The sequence below is a fragment of the Parasphingopyxis sp. genome (assembly GCF_028279465.1).
Classification (GTDB): domain Bacteria; phylum Pseudomonadota; class Alphaproteobacteria; order Sphingomonadales; family Sphingomonadaceae; genus Parasphingopyxis.
In genome coordinates this window covers 340122-362159 of the sequence record NZ_JANQNS010000015.1, presented here as the reverse complement: position 1 = coordinate 362159, position 22038 = coordinate 340122, and the positions used below count along the sequence as shown (strand labels likewise).

Sequence of the window (22038 nt, the reverse complement as noted above, 5' to 3'; positions counted from 1 at the left end):
TTCTCCGTAAAAAGGGGCGGACCCGAAAGCCCGCCCCGGTTCAGGATTACGCGTCGGCGACGGCGGCGAAATAGCCGGTCACAACGCCATGATCCTTGAGATCGTCGGTGTCAGCGGAGCCCGATCCGAACGTCATCTTGTCGAGTCCGTCGATGCAGCGAACACCGCAGCCATACTCGTTGTCATAGTCCGTTTCGGTCTTCTCGACGGTGTTCCAAGGCTTGGCGATGCCAAGACCCATGGCCTGCGCACCGCACAAGAACACGCCGCCAACATCGATGCTGGCTGCACCAACACCCGACAGGGTGGTCATGTCATCCACTTCATGGATAATCATGCCGTCCCATTCGAGGTCGCCGCCCTGGAACAATTTGTTGTTCTGGTTGGCAAGAGTGACCTCGCGCTGGGCCTGCTGGATCGTCGAATTGGCTTTCAGATCACGGAAACACAGCGGGTGTGCAAAAACCACATAGTACCGCTTGTTATTCCCGCCGACCCGTACCGGCTTGATTTTCGGATTGGCTGACAGCGCAATCCGCTTCATCAGCGAGAGCGCGTCCGGCGTCAGCTTGTCATTCGTCGCATCGACATTCGCCAGTGAAGCCGAATGATCGTTGGACGAATTGTTGGCCTTCGCCGCGCCGAAAAGCACGCGGTCGGCATTATCGACAAGCCATGCATCCTTGTTTGCCTCGGAAGCCGAACCATAGACGACGCCGTTGATCGAATAGAGCTGCTCAATCACGCGATCGATATCTTCTTCAATCGCCCAATTCATCATCTCATCCTTGAACGCCTTGCGCAAAGGAATCGCTGATTTCTGCTCTTCGAACTCGGTCGTCGAGAACGCGTTGCGGCGAAGGCCTACGGTCAGCTTGTGTGACCGGCTGACACCCGCCTCCTCATTGCCTTCCAGCTTTGAGGTACCGTCATTGGCCGAGCCGGTGAACTTATTGACGAGGGCATAGGTGATCGAGTCACCCTTTTTCTTCGTCAGGTTCCGCTTGACCTGGATAATCGAGTTGGTGCCCGTGCCCATATAGGGCTTGAACGGGTTGTTACCGAGATACTCAGTATTGAACTGAGCATCCCACTGCTGGGGCGTAAGGCCCGCAGCGGCTGCAGTCTGTGCCATTTTTCATTCCTTGAGATCAGCCGCCGAAAATCTCATCAAGGTCAATATCCTCCGGCGAAGCCACTGGAGGGGTCTTGGTTGACGGAGCTTTGGACGGCGCGTTTGCTGTGGCAACGGGGGCTTTCGGGGCCTCCGCTGTTTTGCCATCCTGTTGCGCCAGAAACGCCTTGAACGCCGCAATCTGAGAGGCGTCCATGCCCTCAAATTGCTGTGCGTTCTTCTGTTCCTGGTAAAGCTGAATGGCCGTTCCGTACGGGTCCGCATTCTGGATAATGGCCTGCGCTCGTGCCGGGTCGCTCTGATTCAGGTCGGTAATGACCCAATTCTTGACTTCCTCGGTCAATTCCCGGCCGTGCTGCTGCACAGCCATACGCTCAGACCAGTTGAGGTTCTGATTGAACAGCGCTTCCGCAGTTGAGGCCTGAGACCTCTGCATCTCGCCACGCATATATTCGACGAACTTTTCGGGCTCTTCGAATACATCCGGCACCTTTTCAGGCTCCGGCTCTTGACGGGTCAGATGTTCGAGTTGCTGGCGCAATTGTCGCGCTTCAAACTCTGCTTCTTTGCGCTTGTCCCGTTCCTCCAAAAGCCCCGGCGGCGCTGCCACCGCATCGGCCTCTGTCGGCACCCTCGGTTCGGTTGGAACCTCGGGCTCAGTCGGGACGGCAGAATCGGGTTGAACCTCTTCTACCGGCTGCTCTTCAAGTGCTTCCTCTAATTCCTTATCCATGCTTTCCCTTGCCTGTGTCGTAGGCATGACGAAACGCCCGGTCCCCGGCGGCGGGGCCAGTGAAAACGACCACTGACTATCGAAACGCCCGTTAAGCCCGGCGGCGGCTGTCCTGTTTCAGTCTTTTGATGCCCGGCAGTATGTGTCGCCAGCGCCCATCTTTGCGCCATGACCACGGCCAACTATCGGCGAAAATCCGAGCCCTGCTTTCCAAGCGCCAGTCCGCAAAAGATGCCCGGTAAAGTCTACGCGAGATACGTTTGCCGATGCGGTCCAAGAGCGTCATTCCACCACCCTCAGGCCAGTTTCGATTGCCCTCGCATTGGCCTCCGTCGCATCACGCTCAGCCTCTGCCATATTCTCATATGTCTCGGATTCGATCTTGCCGATTTCGGCCGTTTCGCGCCGCATCGCCAATTCCTGCGCAACCTGCTGAGCCTGCTGCTGTGCAGGATCGGGCTGACGCAGCCTTTCAAGTATCTTTTCCTTATCGCGAAGGGCAGACGCCTCAATCAGAATGTCGGGCGGGATCGGCAGACCGCTTTGCGCGAGCTTCGCCAGCTCGGTAAACTGTTCGGCCTCAACGCTCGGGGCGTCCATGCCCTCATCGATCACAATGTCTATGTCGATTTCCAGCGGCATGTTGCGCACTTCGGCCACCTGCTGCGCCTGCGGGCTCTGCATAAACGCCTGTAGGCGCTGCTGGGCGGCGGGATCGCTTGCCACCCTTGCCTGCAGGGCCTCATCCTGTTCAATGCGCTCCTGCATGACCTGACCGACCGTGACGGGCTGATTAAAGCCGACAAAACGCGTATTGCCCTGTTCTTCTGTGACCCGGACCCAGCGCGGGCCATCCCATGACTGACGAATGCGGCTCCAAATCGCCTGATACACCCGCAGCGTCAGATGGCGCAGCCGATCCAACGGCATTGCCACTTCAACCATGCCCCCCTGCTGTTGGGCGAGAATGGCCCGGCCGGACATGTCGTTTTCATTCTTGCCCTGTAGGGCAGCATTAGCGCCCAACAGATCGATCTCGTTCTTTGCATCCTGCAGCAGGTTAATGTTCAGCGCGCTCATATCGCCCGTCTGCAGAATTTCGATGTCATCGCCCTCAAGAACGCCATCGGCCAGCGCCAGCTCTTTCTTGACCTCTTTCGGCCCCATAAGGGCATTGGAACCGAGCCGGACCTGACGGGCATTGGAGAGATGCAGAGCACGCCGTCTGCGATTGTTGATTTCGTCCTGCGGGGAAATCATGTCCCGCACGTCGCCGTAGCGGTTTAGGTCCCGATCCACATACAAGCTCTGCGCTTCAATCGGGTTTGTCGGCTCGCCCTCCTCATCAAGATAGGGCGATGGCTCAGGGTCCTCCAAAAAGCCGCCATGCGTAAATACGCAGCGATGCCAGACACCCTCGGACAGATAGTAAAGCTCGATAACCCGGATACGATTACGTTGGCGGTCTGCCCACATTTTTGACCATTGCGGCTTGTCATCGAACGTGCTGGTCATCGAAAAACGAGATATGGTCGTTTCGATGGCCTCTTTTCCGTCAGGCCATTGGGCAATCGCTGGATCGCGATCATACCAGGTGACGATGCCCTGATAGGTCGCGTCCTTATAGTCGTGGCGGATAGAATGCGGGTCCGCAAAATGCCTGTCCCAGCGTATCCCCATCAACGACGGTGTCAGGCCGTATTTGTCCTGTTTCAAGCCGACCATCACCGCCCCGGTGCCGGGAACAAGAATGTCCTCCCAAGCCGTTGACTTGACTTCGTCCCAATCCTCGCTGTCGCACACGTAACGGATACCGTCAGTGGCCGCCTTGGCCGCCTCATCGTCACCTGGATTGCGCGGGAAGCCCTTGGGGTCGCGGCGCGCCTGACGCTCCATGCCCAACAGATAGTTAATCTTGCGCCGAATGCGGTTGTAAGTGACGACGGGCTGATTCTTGCGGTTTAGCTCGGCTATCTCTTTGGCCGTCAACTGATGGTTGTGGTAATAGTCGATGTCTCGCTCATTGCGCGGACGCTCTTCTTGCGTCGCCTGTTCGTACTCATCGAACATTGCCACCATGGGCGCGACCTCCGGGGCCGGGCGAGTCAGATCGTTTTCCATCCGCCCTCCTCGCCTTCGGTACCGGCAAACGCCCGATCCCAAGCATCTTCATTTTCATTGCGCCGCTTGCGTTGCACGATGGCCGGGTGCGCCTGGTCTAACGCCTGACCAAGCAAGCTGGCCGTATCGACTTCGTCATCATGCTTACCGGCCGGGAACATAAGAAACTCGCTCAGATCGGCTCCGGGTTCAAAGAACACCTTCCCCATCGCCGCGCGTGACTGGAAGCCCCTTGCGCGCGTCGGCTTGTCGGCAACGCTCGCAATCCATTCCATGCGGCAAAATATCTTGCGCTCGCGCATCCTGCGGGTCAGCATCGGCTCAATTGCCTTGCGGATCACCCCGCCCTCCCCGAACCAGGCCAGCGGCTTGTACTTGGCAATCAGGTCCAGCTTGCGCTCGATCCATTCGTCTGCGGCAGTTTGGCCGCTCCACTTTGCTATGCGATAGATATTGTCATCTGCGTCCACGCCCCAAACGGTGTGGACTGTGTAATCCCCGCCGCCTTCGGTAACGGCATAGTCTGACGTGCCATAAACCCGCAGTTGGGGAAGCTTTCGCCATGTCTTGAACCATTCGCGCTGGAAATATGTGCCTTCGTCTGGTTGCGGTTGCTGCTGGTAAAGCGCAGACCATTCGCGCGGGCCGATAGTGTCTCTTATCCTATCGAGAACATCTCTCGGATACCATTCGGGCCACAAAGCCTGACCAGCCTTGTCAATGGCTGGCAGCTCCAACACATCCCATTGCCCCGGCTGCGCCTCTAAAAGCCTCCCAGCTAAGTCGTCTTCATGCCAGCGCGTCTGGATAAGAACTATCGCCCCTCCAGGCATGAGGCGCGTAAACAATGTCGAGCGATACCAATCCCAAACCTTCTCGCGTGTGTTTTGCGAATCCGCCTCTTCCCGATCCTTGAGCGGGTCATCAATAATCGCCAAGTGCGCGCCACGGCCCGTCGTCGCGGTACCGACGCCAACAGCGTAATAAGCCCCGCCTTGCTCCGTATTCATGCGGTCAGCGGCTTGGCTGTCGTCTCTCAGCCGAACGCCGGGGTATATGTCACCGAACTCAGGCCCGAGCATGAGATGCTTCACGTCCCGGCCAAAATCCTTGGCGAGATCGCTGTTGTAGCTCGCGGCAATGACATGCCTTGACGGGTGCAGACCAAGATACCGCGCCGGGAATTTCCGAGAGGCCAGCTCAGACTTGCCATGGCGTGGCGGCATGAAGATCATCAAGCGATCTATTTCACCGCGCTCAACGGCTTCCAGCTTGTCCGCGATTAGCCTGTGATGATTGGCAGGCTGATAGCTTGGGTTGGTGTAATTAGTGAACGGTATCAGACCCCGCCTGGCCTTCTCCGCTCTTATCTCCCTCAGCGTCGGAACCTTTTGCGACAAGGCGTTCAAGCGCGTCGAGTTCATCGGCTGTGTGGCGGCTGAGGTCATGGCGGTTCCGAATCTCCCCGCTATGCTTCACATCAACCGAATTGCCGTAAATCTTGGGAAGCCACTTCCCGGCCAGCCTGAGCCGCGTATCTATGCGAACGCGGGCGACGGCCACATCCTCAGGCTTTGCTGTGTCCGCTATCTCCAAACATTCCTCAGCCAACGCATGGACGCCGCGCGCTCTGGCTACACGGAAACGTTCGGAAAAATCGGGATCACTGTCTTGCCAATTGTAGACCGTCGTTCGTCCCGGCATTCTTGAATCGGCGGTGATGCTTGTGAGAGACTCACCTTTTTCGGTGCGGTCCAAAAGCTCCTGAATTTGGTCGTCTTCAAATACGCGCGGCATCTTAACTTAGCGCAACAATGTCAGAGGCGGTTGTATTTGTGCTCATCACATGCGTTACACGGACGGGCAGGATTGAGCCGGTCTGTACGTTCGGGAATGTCACTGTATTCCCACTATCCCGCATCTTTACGGCAACGTCACCGACTGTTCCGACATAAAGAGCTTTTGTCGTGCGGGCGAGTGCGGTCGAGTCATTTGGCGTAACCGCAACGGCTGTTGAGGCGGGATCCGCCACCGCGTTTTCATATCCAAATGTGTCAGCCATTGCTTTTCCTTAGATTTGCGTATTGCGTCATAGCGACACCCCAGCCTTACCCGCCGCCCACGTGCGAACGGTTGCGATGTCTGCGTCAGACATGGTTCCTGATTTGATGAAGTCGCCATAATAGCGCATGTTCGAAAAGAGCGCGGTTAGCCCGCCCCGCGCGCCTACCGAAACCCCATCAGGGTCATTTGTGCCCGCATTGCCCGTCGCATAGGCGTTGCCATCAATCGCAACACGGCTTGACGACCCATCTCCGCGCATCGTTGCGACAAAATCATTGCCGGTTGCCACTTCGTCTGTGAAATCCAAGCTTGAACCGGCAAAAAAGTTCAGCCCCGGATCGGGGGCGATCATCCGCAGCCGACCGCCGCTGAGCGTGTAACCGTCTAACATCGCCGTGCTATTGACATAGGTCAACACACGTAGGGCTGTAATCCTCTCCCAAGGCCGGACCAGCGTGAAAGCATCCGCCATCGCATCGTCGGTGCCGTCAAACTCCAACCAGCGAAGGCCACCGGCTGTCTTATAGAGCGGCCGCGCAGCGTCAGATGGCGCAACGAGATCATTGCCATTGCCGCTGATATCCTCGACAACACGAACGGGATCGTCAGCAGCGGTTACAGCCGTTGTCTTGCCTGTATCCTGCCAGAGCGTCGAAAGGTCGGATGGGTCATACCATGCGGTTGGAGAGAGTGATGCTACGCGCCGGTCTATACCGGGATACCGAATTGTCGTTAGGCCAAACCCAATTCCCAGCATAGCCATCTCCCCGCGCCAGCCATTGCCGGACGTGCTTATCCACTAAGGTTTATGTGAGGTGCGCCGGGTGGCGGATGCGGGAATAGGTTATTTCGCTGCGGAAAGGCCCGGCAGTTTCCCGTCGAGCCCTGTGCGCTAGGCGCAATTCCTACTTTGCATTTGCGCATACAGATGTTGCCGCCAAAAGTCAAGCCCCTCAAAACAGCTCCCGGATGCCGCGCCTGCAATATTTCATCATCTCCCGGTCAACGTCATGCGGGCGGGCGCTTGTCAGCCGGTCCAGCCATGCAGGTCCTTCATCTGCGGTGTCGTCTACAGCCACCATGTCGAAAGCCCGGCGCACGTGCCTGCCCAAGGCATCGATCCGGTTCGTCACGTCGATTATCATGGCCTCCCGGCGGCGCTCGCGTTCCTGCCTTTCCATTTCGGTCAGCCATTCGCCAACGCGCATGTTGCGCGCCTCGGGAACGAATTGCGAAAGCGTGGTTGATCTAGGCTTGCCTGGTATCATTGACCAATAGGCCATGTTGAACACGCGGCACGCATCGCGCTCCAGATCGCTTATCAATCCGGCCGCCCATGCCCTGCCCGGCGCGTCATAGGCTTGTGATGCTCTACGGCCCCATAGCGCCTCATGCTCGGCTCTGCGGCGCTGATAGCCCTCGCTACCCTTGTCATGGGGCTGAGCGCGCTGGATACGGCCCTTGGACTTGCCTTTGGAGTAGCGCTTGACGCCCTGTTTGCGCTTGCGGCCCGATCTAGCCATCCTCATCCCCTAGGGCTGTGTCGATCATGGATTGCCAAACGCGGCGGGAGTCTTCATCCCATCGCTGCGGGTCTTTCGAGTAAGCATCGCCGTCCCAATCTTCCGCATTCGCATGACCGCCCTTGCGCACCATCTCATCCGTAGGATCGCGCATGGCCTTGGTGGCGGCGCGGGCAGCCATGAAGTCACCCTCAGTCGCTATGCGATCATCTTCGCCCCACTGCGCCGTTGCTATCGCCCGCGCCACGCGCTCAACCATCTCGCTCATGTGACCTTCTCCCAGCGGCGTTCGAACACACTTGGCTTGCAGGGGTACAACTCTCCCTCCATGCCCAGAATGATCCAGTGACCAGGGCGCGCTATCACTTCGCCTTCAATGGTATTGATGTGCCAGATAGCGTAGTCGTGTTCGTTGCTCTCCGGCGCGACCGTGATACGGCCGTCGTCAATTGCGCTCAGCAGCCAATCAGGCTTTTCGCTAAACGGTGAGCCATCCCAGCTTTTACCGTTAAAGTCGGCAGCCGTGATCTGTACCGCTTCAATTTCGCACGGCTTTGAACGATAGCGGCTCATGTGTCTTGCTCCGGTGGGGGTGCGTCATAGCCGATAGCCCAAGCAGGGACGCAGCCAGAACTGCACAGCATGTCAAGGCGAGCCTCTAGCTGCGCAACGCGTCGCTCAAGCTCTTTGATGCGCTTGTCGCGTCCATCGCCCACTGTCGATATGTCTTGCCATTCGGTCATGGTGTTTTGTCTCCTATGCTGCGTGCGCCATGCGGAACGGCGTGTAGCTCGATGTCTGCGGGTCAAAGTCGAGCGTCACCTTGCCGACCATGCCGGGCAGGCCCATGCGAACCTTCACGACCTTCACATCGATAATGCTGCCAGTCAGATCGCCGCGATGGACGACCAGCCCATAATCCGCCTTGTTCGCAAAATTCGCCGATCCCGCCAGATCGTATAGGCCCGGCGCACGACCAGCGCCGTCCGATTGCGGCTTACGAGGATGGGCAACCAGCCACACCGCACACTGGTAGTTTTTCGCAAATTTTTTCAGCTCGCGGATAGCTCGGCCGACATATTCCGTCTCGGTTTCGTTAGCGTCGCGCTTATGCTCGATTTCATTCCATGGATCGATGACCAAAAGCCGAATGCCATCCCTCAATACGGCGACCTTTGCCAGCTCCAACAGATACTCCAGATCAATTTCCGTATCGTCATCCGATGGTGAGTGGGCGATGATCCCGAACTTGGTGTTGAGCAATTCGTCGGCATCGTTGCGCTTAAGGGCAAGGTCGTCGAACTCCGCGCACTCGTGAATAGCCGCCTTCATTTTGCGGATAAGGATCGGCTTCACCATCGTCTCGAACGATGCGACCGCCATCGGCACACCGCGCTTTAGGAGCTTCGCCAGCATTGCCAGCAACAGGCTTGTCTTGCCCTGCCCGGCCCAGCCCGTCAGGACCGCAAACGTTCCCGGCACGAGCTTGAACAGCCGATCCATTCCGTCGATCCCGATATCAAGCGATTGAATAGGCGGTGGCTCGGGGAAATCGTCGGCACGATAGAGTCCTTTGACCGGATAGTCCTTTGCCGCATCGATACAGTCCCGCACCGCGCCGCCCCCATGCAGGATCAAAACATCGTTCAGGTCTTTGCAGTCATCGGGATAGCGAACTGTCTTGCAGCGTTCGGGGCCTAGCAATCGAACCAATTCCGCCGCGAGGATACGCCCCGGCTCGTCATTATCGGTCGCCACGATGAAACTTTCGATCCGGTCTAGTTGAGCCTGGTTCCGCCGCATGAACTGGTAGCGGGTCGCGTCCTCCACATTCTCTGTCCAGCTTTGTGGCGCGCCGTTCGGCACCGACACCGCCCGCGTGAACCCGGATGTTATCGCCGCCAGCGCATCCCACTCCCCCTCCGTTATCAAAACCGGCCCCGATCGGTCCTCGTGCAGCGCATCGTGGTTCCACAGCGTGAGCGGCGCGCCCTCGTCCATGCGGTGCGCCTTTTCGCTGGTTAGCCGGTATTTGTGATTCACTGCCTGCCCGTTTTCCTGATACGGAATTGCCAGCCAGTTTTTTCCGCCTTCGCTTTTCGTGTGCAGCCCCATGGCGACGGCTAGCTCCAAGCTTATCCCGCGCCGTTCGATCCAATCCAGATGCCGCTCGTGAATCTGTTCCGTCATGCCCACTCCATCCGCAATTGTGGCAAAACCACACGAAACCCGTTTCCGTTTTCGATACCGACAGGCACCGATCCTTTTTGTTTTTCCGCGTGTGGCTGCACTCGGGGCAAAGCTGCTTGCCCGCTCGCTTTGGTCGCCAAGTCATACACTCGCAAACTCCCCCATCTCTTCGCCGCCAAAACCCTCTTGCTGCTTTTTCGCCAGCCAGTTCGACGTTGAGACAAACCACTTTTTGCGCAGACTTGGATCGGCCTCGGACGCCAGCCAGTCGTCGCGGGATTGGAGGGCGGCGCGAAGGTCTAGCCGGTCGTACGCCTTCTCCCACTTGCCGAAGTCGATGGGCGTCAGCTTGATGACGCGACCAAAAAACGCGTAATCATTATTGTTCTTATCTTCTTTCTTTTCTTCCCTTTCTTCTTTTGCTGTCCGGTCGCTGTCCGGTCGCTGTCCGGTTTCCTGTTCGCCTTCTTGTCCGGTTTCGCTTTCTCTATCCTGATATTTCCTGTAATTTGTGATGGTTATGACTGATCGCCCCTGTCCGGTTTCCTGTTCGATCATCTGTTCGGTTTTTAAACGGGTCAAAAACCGCTCTACGGCGCTTCCAGACCACCCCCAGGCACCCGCCAATTTGGCGCGTGACGTCACCAATTGCCCCCGGCGAAGCATCACCGTTTTGCCGTTGATGTCGAATTGCGTGTCTTTCCAACAGGCGTTTTCAAGCAGCCATAGCCAAGCTTCGCCACGGCTGAATTTGCCGCGAAAGATCGGGCTGTCGCGCCAACCCCTATGCAGTTTCACGAACCCTGTCATTGGCTTCGCTCCACAACGCGCCATGCGGCCTCTCCAAGCGTCTGCAAGCCGTATCGGCGGTCCTGGGCTATTCCGAGCCGCCGCGCGCTCCGTTCGCGCCTGTAGGCCCGCCTGCGGTTGATCTCGTCTATCTCTATGTCGCGGGGCGTCTTCACGAATCGCAGCCGCTCATAGGTGCCATCCGATCGGTTGAGTGTGGCTATCACAGCGTCACCTCAACCCATCCGGGCTTTGCGGGCTCGGCAAATTCATAGCTGGGCAGGAACCGCGCATCGTTCACGTCCAGCCCGTCCGCGATCCCGTCGATCAGCGGCTTAATTCTGTTGGGGAAGTTCACCCGGTCTCCGCGCCGGTTCGGCGGCACGAAACGGAAATGGATATTTATGTCGCCCTTTTCGGGTATCTCCGGGGCCGCCTCTCGCGTCTTTCGCTTCGCCACGAGACGCAGGGCGGCTATGTCGCCACTCTTGCCGCCCCAATGGCCCGTATTATGGCCTGAGAGCTTCGCAGGGGGGAATGGGAGCACGATCACACTACCCATCCCCCAACACCTTCTCCCGCCGTCCCAGGCGGCGCATCTGTGCGTTGTGGTTTTTCAACCATGATTGCAGATCGAGGCTCGCCAGATTGCGTTGGCGGCGGCGTTCCAGCTTCCATAGGGCTATGCGTTTTTTGATCTTCACCCCACCTTCCCCCGCAACGGAATCACCCGCGCATCAAGCGTGTCGCGCTCACAGTCGCTTATCTCGCGACCGTCCGGGCTATCGGGATGGTGGGCGTCAGTTTTGGCTTTCAGGAAGGCGTGGCAGCCCCTTGCTACATCGTCATAGTCAACGCCTTCCGGGCCGGGCACGATATACAGGCCATCGGGAACCAGTAGCGAAAGCAGATCGTCAGGCAGGGCGCGCGATAATCTAGGCAAAGACGCCAGCGATGGTATTTGCGGCGTGCCGTTGGCCGGGAACCACGACAGAAACGTCGAATAGGACACCTCTGCATTGGCCGCACACACCTTTAAGGGAATGCGCCGCCTGTCCAGCTCATGCCGGATCGTCAGCAGCGTATCGCGCATGATCGCGTTTTCGTCAGCCATTATTCCGTTGACCTTTCGTGCCAGTGTTTGCCTCATGGAAAGGAGAAGAAACATCGCACGACCGGGCGGAGGGAGCGCTGGCCGCGCTAACGCCGTTAGGCGTGTCGGTGATAAGTGCGCCCCACTGGTCAGCCATGGCCTGCGCGATGCCCCGGAAGGTGCGCGAGCGGTCTTTCCAGCGATCAGGCGACGGGGCCATGCGAAACACTTTCTGTTCGCGGCCCGCAACCTCGTCTGTCGGCTCAAGATCAGGCAGATTGTGCAGCCACAGACAGGTCGCCTTGGTCTCCCCATGCCCGTACTCATACGGTTGAATGATCTGGTTGTGTTTCGGAATACCGAACAGTCGCCGGGCATGGCCCAGCATGATCGGGTTTTCGATGCACTTGCGCGGGATCGGCGCATTCCAGAGGGTCAGGAAAAACTGCGCAGCCGCCCCGAGATTTGCCCAGCGTTCGGCATTCGGGCCGTTCTCTTTCTTCATGCCCGCATACAGATGCTTCGCACCGCTGTTCGCCAGATAGGTGCAGGGCGGATGCGCGATCAGAATATCCCATGGCCGCGAATAGGCGGCTTCAATTGCATCGCCCTGGATATGCCACGCCGGATTGCCTTCGGTCGGCAGCACGTCGCACGACCAGGCCTCGTGCCCGCGTCTACGGAACTCGGCACAGACAATGCCGGAAAACTCACAAGCGATAAGGGCGCTACCCATGGCTAGACCCCTCGCCGATATCATCCGCCCGATACTCATCGGGATCGTCGCCAAGCGAGCGGAGCAAGAGGTTCGCAGCGATGACGACAGCCGCGAGAGTGGAACAGACAGTGGCGATGATGATACCGAGGATGGTCATGCACCCACCCGAAAGGACAGGTTGGACGCGAAACTATACCCCCCCAAAAAGGTCCGCAGCGAACAAGTAATCACCCGTAAAGGTGGTCTTAATATTGTAACCGCCGCAAATGGGCGTAATGCTGTTCGATCGGGTCGAAATAAGGCGATGACATGGGAACCCCAGCGTCGCATGGAGGGGGAGCCTGAATGTCCGATTATCCGATTATGTGGTTTGTTATTTGCATTGCCGCGTGCGTTTGTGCGGTTGGCGTCATCATTATCGCCGTCAAAACCGCGAAAAGCGGTCAAATTATCGTTCCCGAAACCACGGCCATTGTTGAGCTTACGGAACCGTCCGAAGCCGAAATCCGAAACGGCATGGTCTATCTCACCAGCTACAGCGGATCGCAGAGGGTTATACGCTCCATGTCGATCCCCCATGCCATGCAGACCAGCGCGAGGGTCCAGGACGCCATCGAAAAATGGAATGCTGAACAAGCGTCTGTCGTCGCGTTCGATAGCAGGGCGTAGGGTCATGCGCGCTCCAACTTGCGGAGCGTCGCAATGTCTTTATCCGACATATTGGCAAGATGGCCGAACTTTAGGCCGAACTTCTCGTGTATCTCGTACGCAAGATCGCGCGAGGGAGTGCGCGTGCCATTGTCTAGCATTCGCGCATATGCCGCAGTCACACCCGTTTCCGCCGCAATGTCATCGTGAATCTTCGCCATGACTGTATTGCAACATATTGTTGCATATAATGCAAGAACTTTTTGCAACAGCCCGCCTATCGCGACGGATACGGGATTGCGCCAAAATGTTGCCATGTCCGAAACAGACGCTCCTAACTACCTGCGCGCATGGCGTGAACATCGCGGGCTGTCGCAGGCGGAGTTGGGCGAACGGATCGGTACGAGCCACCAGGTTGTTGGCTATTTGGAGCGAGGGCGAACGGAATTGTCGGCAAAGTGGCTTCGCAAGATTGCGCCCGCACTTGACACGACACCAGGCATGCTGCTGGAACACGACCCATCCGATTTGGACGCAGACATTATTGATATATGGGCTCACGCCAGCTTACGCGAGAAAAGGCAGTTAACCGAAATTGCCAAAACAATCACCAAAACCGGCACCGATGATTAGGCCGCTAGCAGTTTTTTTGGCGCTAACAGGCTGTGCTAGCTCAATAATGGACGGCTTCGTCGGCGATCCTATACAACAAGTGATGGTGCGGTACGGGCCTCCAGCCAACGCTTTCGACATGCCGGACGGCACCCGCGCCTTTCAATGGGTAATGGATCGCTCGTATGTCACGCCGACCTACCAAAGCAACACCGGAAGCGCGACCGCAATCGGCAATAGCGTCTACTGGTCTCAGAACACGCAGATCAGCGGCGGACAGCCTATTAATCACCGCTGCGCCTACACAATGTACGGTCGTTGGGATGATAATCTGGAAACGTGGGTTATGACGGGCTTTGAGCGCCCGCCGCTGGCATGCGAATGACCTAGCCCAACTCGATTGCAACAAATAGTTGCATTTTTCCCTTGCATCAATTGCAACAAATTGTTACAACGCCCCTGTAAGCAAGGGCACCCCGCTCTTGCATAATGCAGGAGCGAATGATGATCCTCAAGTCTCTGACAGTTCGGCGCCAAGGCGACTACTACGGCAGCTACAGAAAGGTAAAAGCTTCCGCGCCGTTTGAAGCCACCATAGAAGTTCAGGGCGAGCGTGGAGAGGTCAAGTTAAACCTTTCCGCTGATCTTTCGCGGCGCATTGTTGAAATTGTTGCCGATGAGGCTGCAAGCGCTGGCCGCGAAACCGCCAAGATGATGACCGCCGACGCCATGGACGTCAAGGCGCTCCCCAAGGCCACGGCCTAATGCCCTCCCTCAAAGCACAGATAACAGCGCTGGACGATTTTGCGCTGGCCGACCTGATCGAATGGCTTGGCACGCACTGCCATGGGTACGACCTGAACGCAGACGATGTTGCCGAGCGTATGCGTGAAGATGCCGAGACACCGGCCGAACGTGCGCGGCGCGAGATGGCGGAGCTGGCGGCATGAGCGACGAAACGCACGATCCCCTTTCCAGGGCCGGCCGCATTGCACAGCGCAGGCGGGACATCGCCCAGCGTGATGCAAAGCGCCGTATCGTGCAAACGCCATCATGCAAGCGCGGCGAACACCTTTACGAGACAGGCAAAGACTACTGCCCGTTATGCGGGGAGAGCTTCAATGCCTAACCCCTGCTGTGACCTTCCCTATGAGGACAGGTGCGATCTGTGCCGTGTTGAGGCGATGGAGGCGGCGCGCGAGGAAATGGTGCGCGGCAAATACACCGCTGGCGACTTTCTCGACTTGTGCGGAATGCCGTCCATTGAAGCCCTTCAGCCTATCGACGATCTGCCACAGCCCCTCAACCCCGCCGCGCCGTACCCACCTTGCCCGATCTGTGGCGAAAGCTCGCTGTCGTGTCCGCACACAGCCGAGGAAATGGAGGCCGCGCTGGACCGTAAATATGGAGCGACGACATGAGCGATACGACCGAACACCTTTTGCTCAAATGGGGCACTCTCAAAGGCTGGTCTTTCAACGAAGGCAGCGCCGCCCATGAGGCTTTCAAGCGCTACCATGAAGAGCCGACCTCAATGGGCGCAATGCAGCAGCGTGATACAGACACACAGAAGCAAGCGATCTGCGACATGATCGATGCGGTTGACGGGCCGATCACTAATGACTGGACCGGCGAGGACATGACTAGGGACGAGGCTAAAGAATATGTCCTCGAATACCGGCGATGAACCGCCCCCTAACCATCATTCTAAACGCCGCACATGATCCCAAGGCATGGGCTGCCCTTGCCATCGGGGCTGTGTGGATCGCTGGGAGTATAATGGCATGATCGAACAATGGATGCGCGACAATGACGTGCAGACCGTCACGCGCCGGGCACCGACAGAATTGCTGCCCGAAGAGAGCTTTCACGTCCGTCTTATTGGCTGGCACCTGTCCGAGGATATCGGACGCGGGGCGACGATCCAAGAGGCCTACGATGACGCCGTGGCCCGGCAATATGGAGAAGCGGCATGACCGACAACCCACGCGCCACGATTGGCGGAAATAACCCGCCCGAGCCTATCGACGGCTTCAAGACGCATATCGAAGATTTGCTTGTCGAGGCGCAGAATTTCCTCGACGGGTCCGGCGTCAATTCCGAAGCCGAAGCCGATGGCGTTTCCCGCATCATAGACGAATTGCGCACGGCGAAAAAGGATGCGGATGCACAGCGCCGGGCGGAAAAGAAGCCGCACGATGACGCTGGCAAGGCCGTGCAGGCCAAATGGAAGCCGATACTCGAACGCGCAGACATGGCGGTCAAGGTCGCCAAAGACGCGATGGCTCCATGGTTGAAGAAGCTGGAAGCCGAGCGCCTAGAGCGCGAACGCCTCGCCCGTGAAGAAGCGGAGCGGAAGGCCGAAGAGGCACGCAAAGCCCATCAGGCAGCGCAAACCGATGGCCTTGCCGCCCGTGCGGAAGCAGAGGCAAAGATCAAAGAGGCGGAGGAAGCCGAAAAGGCCGCCGCCAAGATCGAACGCGAAAAGACGCACGCAAAGGGCGGCGCGCGGGCCATCGGACTGCGTACGCACTGGACGGCGACAATCGTCAATCGCCGCGACGCTCTGAACCACTACGTCCGCACAAACCCGGATGCTTTTGTCGAGTTGATCCAGAAGCTCGCGGATGCCGACGCACGGGCAAAGAAGCATGACGTGCCGGGCGTTCAGTTTACCGATGAAAAGGTGGCGGCATGAGCGACAGCCTAGACGAAAACCTTATGCTTTGGGATGCGCTCGGCAAGAGTGACCCGGCACACACCAAACCATTCACTCGCCCTGGCGGCTTCAAGGGAACGTCGCTCAAGCCCATCTGGATCATCAAAAAGATGACCGAGCAATTCGGCCCTTGTGGGCAGGGCTGGGGTATCGGCGAACCCCGATTTGAGATGGTGCATTGCGAGAAAGAGTCACTGGTCTACTGCACCGCTTCAATCTGGCACGGCGACCGTGAAAACATCGTTTATGGTGTGGGCGGCGATAAGGTTCGTTCGCAGCGCACCGGTAACGACTTCTGCGATGACGAGGCTTTCAAGAAAGCGTTCACCGACGCGGTCAACAATGCGCTCAAATTTCTTGGCATCGGCGCTGACATTCACATGGGACAGCACGATGACGACAAATATGTGGAGCAGATGCGCGCGGAGTTCGGCGCGGATGAAAAGAAGCCCGTAGAGCGCCCACAGAAGATCAGCCCCGCCCAACTGAACGAAATTACCGTGCTTATCGATGCAGCGCCGGGCGTCACGTCTCAGGACGTCGTGAACATGCTCCGCAAAGCTGATCCCGAGGCCAACGCCGTGACGGATATGGTTGCGACGGACTTTGAGAAGGCAAAGCGCTGGATCGCAAAACAGGCAAAGGAGAACGCATAGTGCAGAAATATCTAATCATGTGGGATGCGGGATATGGCCGCAGCTATGAGGTCATTGAGGCCGCAAGCCAGAAGGAGGCCGACGAAGCCGCCTACCAGCAATGGATACAGGAAGCCGAAAGCAACGCCGATCACGAGGCGCAAGTCCTGACGCGCGAACTTGCCGAGCAATACGACTTTGAACACGAGTTGGAGGGCGAATAATGGCCGGCTCAGTTAACCGCGTAATCCTGATCGGCAATCTCGGGCGCGATCCCGAGACGCGCACCTTCAATAATGGCGGCAAGGTCTGCAATCTGCGGATCGCGACCTCGGAAAGCTGGAAGGACAGGCAGACCGGCGAACGCCGCGAGCGAACCGAATGGCATAGCGTGGCGATCTTTTCCGAGGGACTGGCTGGTGTCGCCGAACGCTATCTACGCAAAGGCAGCAAGGTCTATATCGAAGGCCAGCTCCGCACCCGAAAATGGCAGGACCAGTCCGGCAACGACCGCTATTCGACCGAGGTCGTGATCGACGGCTTCAACGGCAGCATGACGATGCTCGACGGGCAGGGCGAAGGTCAAGCCAGCACGGGCGGCCAAAACACCACTGGCGATTATCAGGCAAACCAGGGCGGCGGTGGCGGCGCGTTCGATGACGATCTGGATTCAGATGGCGTTCCGTTCGCCACACCCTTCTCCGATACGCATGAAAGGCGGTGTCGGTGATGGACGACTATCTGAAAATCATCAATGGCGCTTTGAACGAAGCGGAGCGGTTTTCACGGCTAGCCATTGAAGCAAAAAAGCGACTCCATTCTGATGAATATGCCGGGATTTCTGGCTGCAAAGAGGTCGCCGCGATGAAGCGGGCGAGCATGGACTTGACCCGTTCACTCGTCCCAGTGCGGAACCGCTACGCCAAATGACAGCCCATTTCCTCTTCAAGCCATCGGTGCAGAAAACAGCCGCAATGAAGCGCTACCACGCATGGACGCTTGAACGGCCATGCTGCGTGTCGTGCCGCTATGACGACGTAACCCTGCATCATGTGACCTCAACCCGCGATGGCGGGCGCAGATCGCGCTCACACTGGCTTGTCGTGCCGCTACGGGCCGATCTGCACCAGATCATATGGGACAGCAAGAACAGCGTTGAGGCGCTTAACCATGGTCAGTTTTTCGAGCGGTACGGCGTTGATCTTCTCTACGCGGCGGCATGGAATCTGGCGCACTATCAGGAGACGGAAGGTGCCTGACCTAGACCGCGCCATAGCCGACATGGAGGAGCTGCTTGTGGAGGCTGGGAACGCCCGCGCCAAAGCAGAGGCCATGGACGAACGTCGCAAGCAAGTCCGCTCGACAATGTTCGTCAAATACCGTGGCGATGGCCTGGCAATCGGTGAGGCCGAGCACCGCGCACAGGCAGATGAGGCATACAAGACAGCCGCCGCCGAATGGGAGCTGGCAAATTACGACTATCGCAAGACCGAGGCCCGTGCCGTCGCAAAGAGACTGGCCTTTGAAGCATGGCGTACCGAGCAATCCACCGAACGCGCAAGGATGAATTTGAGGTAAGCAGCATGACCGAAGAAGAATTGGACGAGCTAGGCCAAATGTCAGACAGCCTCGACAGCGCGCTCGCGATGCAGGCCGTGAGCCTACCACCGCAAATGCACATCGAAGGCATGACGGCCGTCATGGAGGAGGTTCGCGACAAGCTGCGCCGCTTTGTTGTGGATCGCGCCGACCATGACCCTTGGGAGCACCAAGCATGACCGAGAAGCGAAACAGAGAGATATTGGCGGCGGCTTATGAGCGGCATGGCCTTCCGGTTGAGGAAAACGTTCTCAGAGAGAGCAGCCCGATAACCCTCGAAGCAATGGCCGAAGCCCGCACCGATGCACTCAACTTCACCGATGAGCAGATAGAGCGGGCGAAGTTGGCCGCCATCAATTGCGACAGCTACTCGGTAAGCGTGATCGTCGATGCGGTCCTATCCGCCCTTCGCGAGCCGGTCGATGAAATAGAGCGCAAAGTTGCGGAATGGCACGACAGCGACAGCGTACACCCCCTTCACAAATATCTCGGCCTCACATGGGACGCGTATGTCGAGTGGGCGACTAGCGCAGCCCGCGCCGAACAGGAGCAATCAGCATGACAGATATTGAGCAGGCGCGGGAGATTGCGATCCTGTTGGACGACAAATGCCATCGCGGCAGCAGTGAAGATGGCATGTGGAAGAATGGCTATCGTGCGGGACATTACGATGAAGGCGCGACCATGAAGCGCGCTCTCGCCGCCCTCCGCGCCACACCCGATGCCGGGCTGCGGGAGGCGGCCACAGGCGCGCGTAACTGGATCGAAAAGGTTGTCGATGCGGACGACTGCCCGGACGGCGGTATGCGCTGGCTGATCGCGCTCGACGACGCTTTGGCGGCCTCACCTCCCCCACTCGATATGGGAGAGGTCATAGAGGCGCTAGAACGTCTCGCCAAGCTCAAGGGAGAGGGGTGATGAAGCTACACTATTTCGATCAAGACGAGGCAGACCGCGATGACATGCAGCTCGGCATGGCAAAGATGCAGGGCTACGTTCCTGCGGACTGCCTACTTGGCGGCGCAACGGTTTGGGCTGAGGTCATGGCCGGTAAATCGCCCTGTGCCGGTTGCGAAGGCCCGCGCGAGAAGTGCGGCGGTAAGACCAAGGAACCCCGCCCATGACCCGAGACACCGAACGGCTGCGCGAAGCACTGGAAAATGAAATAACCGGCGCTGACTGGCATGCTCTGTCATGGAAGGAGCGGTACGAACTGGCTGCCAAGCAACGTGATGCGGCCATCGCAGCCCTATCCGAAACAGCGCCAGCAACGCCGGAAATCGAACGGCTGCGCGCCAAGATCAGGCGATTGCTGTATCTCTATGAGGGAGCGTGGCACCCCAATAGCATATTTCAGCAGGAGCACGGCGCGGAAATAGAGGAAATTCGCGCACTGGCAGACGGGGAGGCTGCGCCTTCGTCCCTCCCCGCCCCTTCCGATGATGTGCTGACTCCCGGAATAGACTTTGCGCTCAGGGTCTTTGCTGACAGCGTAGGAGCCAAAGAATACGCCGGATGTGATGGTCACGGGAACCTAGAGGATGACGTGATCGGCACATTCGCCAACATTATGATGGCTGCGGGATATGGTGACGATGACGGGTGCGTTTTGTCCGGCGCGGATATCACCGCCGAGCGCGCCAGAACAGCCAAACGCCTGCAAGAGTACGGCCCCGGCGAAGATGACAAGCAAGTGGCTGACGAGCTGCGCGAGATCGCCAGTCGGTCGGAATGCGATCAGGAAAAGATGCACCTAGAGCTTGCCGCCCAGCATATCGAGCGTGGGCGCATCATGGCTGACGAGACCTTCGCGATGGAAATCGAGCTTGAGGAAACCTTGGCCAGAACAGCGAAGATCGTAGAGGCGGCACGGGAGGTACTAGATGCTCGCAAAGAAGTTGATGCTGAGGCGGTCAGGACAGACAAAGACGCCTCCAAGCAGAGCTGGAGCAGCGCGCCCGTCGTTAGGCTAATTCGCTCGTACGACGGCCTTGAAGCCGCCCTCTCCACCCTCACAGATAAGTAATAGGTTATGACACAGGAAAAAGACGGCGGGCCAGCGTTTCCGTATGTGACGCAAGAGAAGCGCGCCGGATCGGCTGTCATTTATCAGAACATTACGCCGGGCATGTCGCTTTGGGATTGGTACGCTGCCCACGCACTTGCTCAGGCATCGCGAGACATTTGGGAAAACCACAAACCCGAAGACGTGGCAAAGCGTTGCGGCATGTTCGCCGACGCCATGCTTGCCGAAAAGGAGAAGCGGTCGTGAGCCTCAAAGACCTAATACTTGCGCCTGACGAGCTATCTAATTGGGAGATGGACGCCACAAAGGTGGCCTCTCGCCTAACCGCTAGGAGCAAGCGCGCTTTGAAGTGGCTGAGCGCAAGGCGGACGATCCCAGGAACTCCCTACACCCGCTATCAAGAAGTCTACTCGCTTTGGCGCGGAAAAGACAGCAGATTTGGCATTCTTCGCGAACCGAAACTTATAATGAGCAGCGGCAATCTTGAGTGGGGCTTTCGACTGTCCAAGTTTGGGGAAGAGGTCCAACGCTCCGCGAGCGAGATGGACGCATCTCATGACTGACATACCACAAATAGCAGAGGGGCTGAGTGAGGCGCAGCGGCGGGCGGTGCATAAACTGCCAGTGTTTGTCGGCGTCAACTGGCCAACCATGATTACCAAATCGGCATACGGCGTTTCATGCAGCGTGCTTCGGGCGCTCGATACCAAGGGGCTGGTCGGAACGCGCGGCAACCTCGTTATTGGGCTAAACAAAACCGGCCTAGCCGTCCGCAACTACCTCACCAAAGCCGAGCCGGGCGGCACTGACCCGGCAGGAGATTGAATGATGCAGGAGATTGTCATCAACAAATGCCACGGCGGGTTCGGGCTGAGCAAAGACGCCACGCTGGCGCTGGCCTCCCGCAAAGGCATCAAGGTTTGGGGTAGAGAAACAGAATTTGGTAATGACGAATTTTGGACAATCCCGCCGTCCGAACAGCCGCCGTTTGTCAGTATCACGGAGCGTGAAGAGCGGCCCGAAGAATACGCGACCTACATCGAAGCCAGGAAAAAACATGGGTGGTGGCTATACGACTTGAGCGACGAAGACGGCTTCCGTTCCGATCCCGATCTTGTGGCGACAATCAAAGAGTACGGCGATGCAGCCAATTCTCGTTTTGCAGCCCTGAGCGTCGTCGAGATACCGGATGGCGTCGAATACTCCATCGAAGAATATGACGGGCTCGAATGGGTCGCCGAAAAACACCGGACTTGGGGATAGGCGCATGACCGCCAAGCCCATCCCCCTACAGCCGCAGAACCACGGCAGCACTAGCTCCGATTTCATGGCGCAGGACGAACAGCCAGTGCGCGATTTCCTGCGCCGAACCGGACGTGACAAATGCTGGCGCAAGGGCATTCGCGAGATGAGGCCGACAAATGACTAACCCC

42 protein-coding genes are annotated in these 22038 nt (G+C 58.0%); 24 read left to right on the top strand and 18 right to left on the bottom strand.

Annotated features, from left to right (window positions below):
• Positions 1–46: 46 nt before the first annotated feature.
• The 17 genes from Q0974_RS11275 to Q0974_RS11195 form a co-directional block, all read right to left on the bottom strand.
• A complete protein-coding gene (locus Q0974_RS11275) occupies positions 47–1135 on the bottom strand; it encodes a N4-gp56 family major capsid protein (protein WP_299327635.1) in 1089 nt (362 codons plus the stop codon).
• A gap of 16 nt (positions 1136–1151) precedes the next feature.
• Positions 1152–1868 (bottom strand): hypothetical protein, encoded by a 717-nt coding sequence (locus Q0974_RS11270; RefSeq protein ID WP_299327633.1) that lies wholly within the window; start codon positions 1866–1868, stop codon positions 1152–1154.
• Positions 1869–2150: 282 nt separating this feature from the next.
• Positions 2151–3989 carry a hypothetical protein gene (locus Q0974_RS11265; protein WP_299327631.1) on the bottom strand — a complete coding sequence of 613 codons (1839 nt, stop codon included), beginning with the start codon at positions 3987–3989 and terminating at the stop codon, positions 2151–2153.
• Positions 3974–5224, bottom strand: coding sequence for a terminase family protein (locus Q0974_RS11260; RefSeq protein WP_299327629.1), 1251 nt, complete (start codon positions 5222–5224; stop codon positions 3974–3976). Before Q0974_RS11260 ends, Q0974_RS11265 begins: the two co-directional genes overlap by 16 nt.
• A 91-nt stretch (positions 5225–5315) precedes the next feature.
• A complete protein-coding gene (locus tag Q0974_RS11255; protein ID WP_299327627.1) occupies positions 5316–5786 on the bottom strand; it encodes a hypothetical protein in 471 nt (156 codons plus the stop codon).
• Position 5787: 1 nt separating this feature from the next.
• Positions 5788–6051 carry a hypothetical protein gene (locus tag Q0974_RS11250; protein WP_299327625.1) on the bottom strand — a complete coding sequence of 88 codons (264 nt, stop codon included), beginning with the start codon at positions 6049–6051 and terminating at the stop codon, positions 5788–5790.
• A gap of 27 nt (positions 6052–6078) precedes the next feature.
• Positions 6079–6816 (bottom strand): hypothetical protein, encoded by a 738-nt coding sequence (locus tag Q0974_RS11245; RefSeq protein WP_299327623.1) that lies wholly within the window; start codon positions 6814–6816, stop codon positions 6079–6081.
• 190 nt (positions 6817–7006) lie between these two features.
• On the bottom strand, positions 7007–7576 hold the full coding sequence (locus tag Q0974_RS11240) for a hypothetical protein (protein WP_299327621.1): 570 nt from the start codon (positions 7574–7576) through the stop codon (positions 7007–7009).
• Complete coding sequence (locus Q0974_RS11235; protein ID WP_299327619.1) at positions 7569–7844, bottom strand: hypothetical protein; 276 nt, start codon at positions 7842–7844, stop codon at positions 7569–7571. Before Q0974_RS11235 ends, Q0974_RS11240 begins: the two co-directional genes overlap by 8 nt.
• The gene (locus tag Q0974_RS11230; RefSeq protein WP_299327617.1) at positions 7841–8149 is read right to left on the bottom strand and encodes a hypothetical protein; all 309 of its coding nucleotides are present in this window, start codon (positions 8147–8149) and stop codon (positions 7841–7843) included. Before Q0974_RS11230 ends, Q0974_RS11235 begins: the two co-directional genes overlap by 4 nt.
• A gap of 183 nt (positions 8150–8332) precedes the next feature.
• On the bottom strand, positions 8333–9766 hold the full coding sequence (locus Q0974_RS11225; protein WP_299327615.1) for a DnaB-like helicase C-terminal domain-containing protein: 1434 nt from the start codon (positions 9764–9766) through the stop codon (positions 8333–8335).
• A gap of 141 nt (positions 9767–9907) precedes the next feature.
• Positions 9908–10576, bottom strand: a complete 669-nt coding sequence (locus Q0974_RS11220; protein WP_299327613.1) for a hypothetical protein — start codon at positions 10574–10576, stop codon at positions 9908–9910.
• Positions 10577–10778: 202 nt separating this feature from the next.
• Positions 10779–11117 (bottom strand): hypothetical protein, encoded by a 339-nt coding sequence (locus tag Q0974_RS11215; protein WP_299327611.1) that lies wholly within the window; start codon positions 11115–11117, stop codon positions 10779–10781.
• On the bottom strand, positions 11110–11259 hold the full coding sequence (locus Q0974_RS11210) for a hypothetical protein (RefSeq protein ID WP_299327609.1): 150 nt from the start codon (positions 11257–11259) through the stop codon (positions 11110–11112). The genes Q0974_RS11215 and Q0974_RS11210 overlap by 8 nt, the downstream gene beginning before the upstream one ends.
• Positions 11256–11669 carry a hypothetical protein gene (locus Q0974_RS11205; protein WP_299327607.1) on the bottom strand — a complete coding sequence of 138 codons (414 nt, stop codon included), beginning with the start codon at positions 11667–11669 and terminating at the stop codon, positions 11256–11258. Before Q0974_RS11205 ends, Q0974_RS11210 begins: the two co-directional genes overlap by 4 nt.
• Positions 11662–12423: a hypothetical protein gene (locus tag Q0974_RS11200; protein ID WP_299327605.1), complete on the bottom strand. Its 762-nt coding sequence runs from the start codon at positions 12421–12423 to the stop codon at positions 11662–11664. Before Q0974_RS11200 ends, Q0974_RS11205 begins: the two co-directional genes overlap by 8 nt.
• Positions 12377–12523, bottom strand: a complete 147-nt coding sequence (locus Q0974_RS11195; RefSeq protein ID WP_299327603.1) for a hypothetical protein — start codon at positions 12521–12523, stop codon at positions 12377–12379. Before Q0974_RS11195 ends, Q0974_RS11200 begins: the two co-directional genes overlap by 47 nt.
• 188 nt (positions 12524–12711) lie before the next feature.
• Between Q0974_RS11195 and Q0974_RS11190 the strand changes: the two genes are divergently transcribed.
• Positions 12712–13035, top strand: a complete 324-nt coding sequence (locus Q0974_RS11190) for a hypothetical protein (protein WP_299327601.1) — start codon at positions 12712–12714, stop codon at positions 13033–13035.
• Positions 13036–13037: 2 nt separating this feature from the next.
• On the opposite strand, the gene Q0974_RS11185 is transcribed toward Q0974_RS11190, so the two are convergent.
• Positions 13038–13331: a helix-turn-helix transcriptional regulator gene (locus Q0974_RS11185; RefSeq protein WP_299327599.1), complete on the bottom strand. Its 294-nt coding sequence runs from the start codon at positions 13329–13331 to the stop codon at positions 13038–13040.
• Here Q0974_RS11185 and Q0974_RS11180 point away from each other — a divergent pair.
• The 23 genes from Q0974_RS11180 (at position 13330) to Q0974_RS11070 (ending at position 22034) form a co-directional block, all read left to right on the top strand.
• On the top strand, positions 13330–13647 hold the full coding sequence (locus Q0974_RS11180) for a helix-turn-helix transcriptional regulator (protein WP_299327597.1): 318 nt from the start codon (positions 13330–13332) through the stop codon (positions 13645–13647). The genes Q0974_RS11185 and Q0974_RS11180 overlap by 2 nt on opposite strands.
• Before the next feature lie 46 nt (positions 13648–13693).
• Entirely contained in the window at positions 13694–14011 is a 318-nt protein-coding gene (locus Q0974_RS11175; RefSeq protein ID WP_299327595.1) for a hypothetical protein, read from the top strand.
• Between the two features lie 116 nt (positions 14012–14127).
• Entirely contained in the window at positions 14128–14391 is a 264-nt protein-coding gene (locus tag Q0974_RS11170) for a hypothetical protein (RefSeq protein ID WP_299327593.1), read from the top strand.
• Positions 14391–14576 (top strand): hypothetical protein, encoded by a 186-nt coding sequence (locus Q0974_RS11165; RefSeq protein WP_299327591.1) that lies wholly within the window; start codon positions 14391–14393, stop codon positions 14574–14576. The genes Q0974_RS11170 and Q0974_RS11165 overlap by 1 nt, the downstream gene beginning before the upstream one ends.
• Positions 14573–14755, top strand: coding sequence for a hypothetical protein (locus Q0974_RS11160; protein ID WP_299327589.1), 183 nt, complete (start codon positions 14573–14575; stop codon positions 14753–14755). The genes Q0974_RS11165 and Q0974_RS11160 overlap by 4 nt, the downstream gene beginning before the upstream one ends.
• Positions 14748–15047 carry a hypothetical protein gene (locus tag Q0974_RS11155; protein ID WP_299327587.1) on the top strand — a complete coding sequence of 100 codons (300 nt, stop codon included), beginning with the start codon at positions 14748–14750 and terminating at the stop codon, positions 15045–15047. The genes Q0974_RS11160 and Q0974_RS11155 overlap by 8 nt, the downstream gene beginning before the upstream one ends.
• Positions 15044–15313 carry a hypothetical protein gene (locus tag Q0974_RS11150; protein ID WP_299327585.1) on the top strand — a complete coding sequence of 90 codons (270 nt, stop codon included), beginning with the start codon at positions 15044–15046 and terminating at the stop codon, positions 15311–15313. Before Q0974_RS11155 ends, Q0974_RS11150 begins: the two co-directional genes overlap by 4 nt.
• Before the next feature lie 73 nt (positions 15314–15386).
• Positions 15387–15602 (top strand): hypothetical protein, encoded by a 216-nt coding sequence (locus tag Q0974_RS11145; RefSeq protein WP_299327583.1) that lies wholly within the window; start codon positions 15387–15389, stop codon positions 15600–15602.
• Positions 15599–16324, top strand: a complete 726-nt coding sequence (locus Q0974_RS11140) for a hypothetical protein (RefSeq protein WP_299327581.1) — start codon at positions 15599–15601, stop codon at positions 16322–16324. The genes Q0974_RS11145 and Q0974_RS11140 overlap by 4 nt, the downstream gene beginning before the upstream one ends.
• Positions 16321–17001: a hypothetical protein gene (locus tag Q0974_RS11135; protein WP_299327579.1), complete on the top strand. Its 681-nt coding sequence runs from the start codon at positions 16321–16323 to the stop codon at positions 16999–17001. The genes Q0974_RS11140 and Q0974_RS11135 overlap by 4 nt, the downstream gene beginning before the upstream one ends.
• Positions 17001–17204: a hypothetical protein gene (locus Q0974_RS11130; RefSeq protein ID WP_299327577.1), complete on the top strand. Its 204-nt coding sequence runs from the start codon at positions 17001–17003 to the stop codon at positions 17202–17204. Before Q0974_RS11135 ends, Q0974_RS11130 begins: the two co-directional genes overlap by 1 nt.
• A complete protein-coding gene (gene ssb / locus Q0974_RS11125; RefSeq protein ID WP_299327575.1) occupies positions 17204–17710 on the top strand; it encodes a single-stranded DNA-binding protein in 507 nt (168 codons plus the stop codon). Before Q0974_RS11130 ends, ssb begins: the two co-directional genes overlap by 1 nt.
• Entirely contained in the window at positions 17710–17910 is a 201-nt protein-coding gene (locus Q0974_RS11120) for a hypothetical protein (RefSeq protein ID WP_299327574.1), read from the top strand. The genes ssb and Q0974_RS11120 overlap by 1 nt, the downstream gene beginning before the upstream one ends.
• A 44-nt stretch (positions 17911–17954) precedes the next feature.
• Complete coding sequence (locus Q0974_RS11115) at positions 17955–18239, top strand: hypothetical protein (RefSeq protein ID WP_299327573.1); 285 nt, start codon at positions 17955–17957, stop codon at positions 18237–18239.
• A complete protein-coding gene (locus tag Q0974_RS11110) occupies positions 18232–18558 on the top strand; it encodes a hypothetical protein (RefSeq protein WP_299327572.1) in 327 nt (108 codons plus the stop codon). Before Q0974_RS11115 ends, Q0974_RS11110 begins: the two co-directional genes overlap by 8 nt.
• 5 nt (positions 18559–18563) lie before the next feature.
• A complete protein-coding gene (locus Q0974_RS11105) occupies positions 18564–18758 on the top strand; it encodes a hypothetical protein (RefSeq protein WP_299327570.1) in 195 nt (64 codons plus the stop codon).
• Positions 18755–19141 carry a hypothetical protein gene (locus Q0974_RS11100; RefSeq protein WP_299327568.1) on the top strand — a complete coding sequence of 129 codons (387 nt, stop codon included), beginning with the start codon at positions 18755–18757 and terminating at the stop codon, positions 19139–19141. The genes Q0974_RS11105 and Q0974_RS11100 overlap by 4 nt, the downstream gene beginning before the upstream one ends.
• Entirely contained in the window at positions 19138–19497 is a 360-nt protein-coding gene (locus Q0974_RS11095; protein WP_299327566.1) for a hypothetical protein, read from the top strand. The genes Q0974_RS11100 and Q0974_RS11095 overlap by 4 nt, the downstream gene beginning before the upstream one ends.
• Positions 19498–19699: 202 nt before the next feature.
• On the top strand, positions 19700–20605 hold the full coding sequence (locus tag Q0974_RS11090) for a hypothetical protein (protein ID WP_299327564.1): 906 nt from the start codon (positions 19700–19702) through the stop codon (positions 20603–20605).
• 6 nt (positions 20606–20611) lie between these two features.
• A complete protein-coding gene (locus Q0974_RS11085) occupies positions 20612–20851 on the top strand; it encodes a hypothetical protein (protein ID WP_299327562.1) in 240 nt (79 codons plus the stop codon).
• Positions 20852–21160: 309 nt separating this feature from the next.
• Entirely contained in the window at positions 21161–21430 is a 270-nt protein-coding gene (locus Q0974_RS11080; RefSeq protein ID WP_299327560.1) for a hypothetical protein, read from the top strand.
• The gene (locus Q0974_RS11075) at positions 21431–21868 is read left to right on the top strand and encodes a hypothetical protein (RefSeq protein WP_299327558.1); all 438 of its coding nucleotides are present in this window, start codon (positions 21431–21433) and stop codon (positions 21866–21868) included. It begins immediately after the preceding gene.
• Between the two features lie 4 nt (positions 21869–21872).
• Complete coding sequence (locus tag Q0974_RS11070) at positions 21873–22034, top strand: hypothetical protein (protein ID WP_299327556.1); 162 nt, start codon at positions 21873–21875, stop codon at positions 22032–22034.
• Positions 22035–22038: the final 4 nt, after the last annotated feature.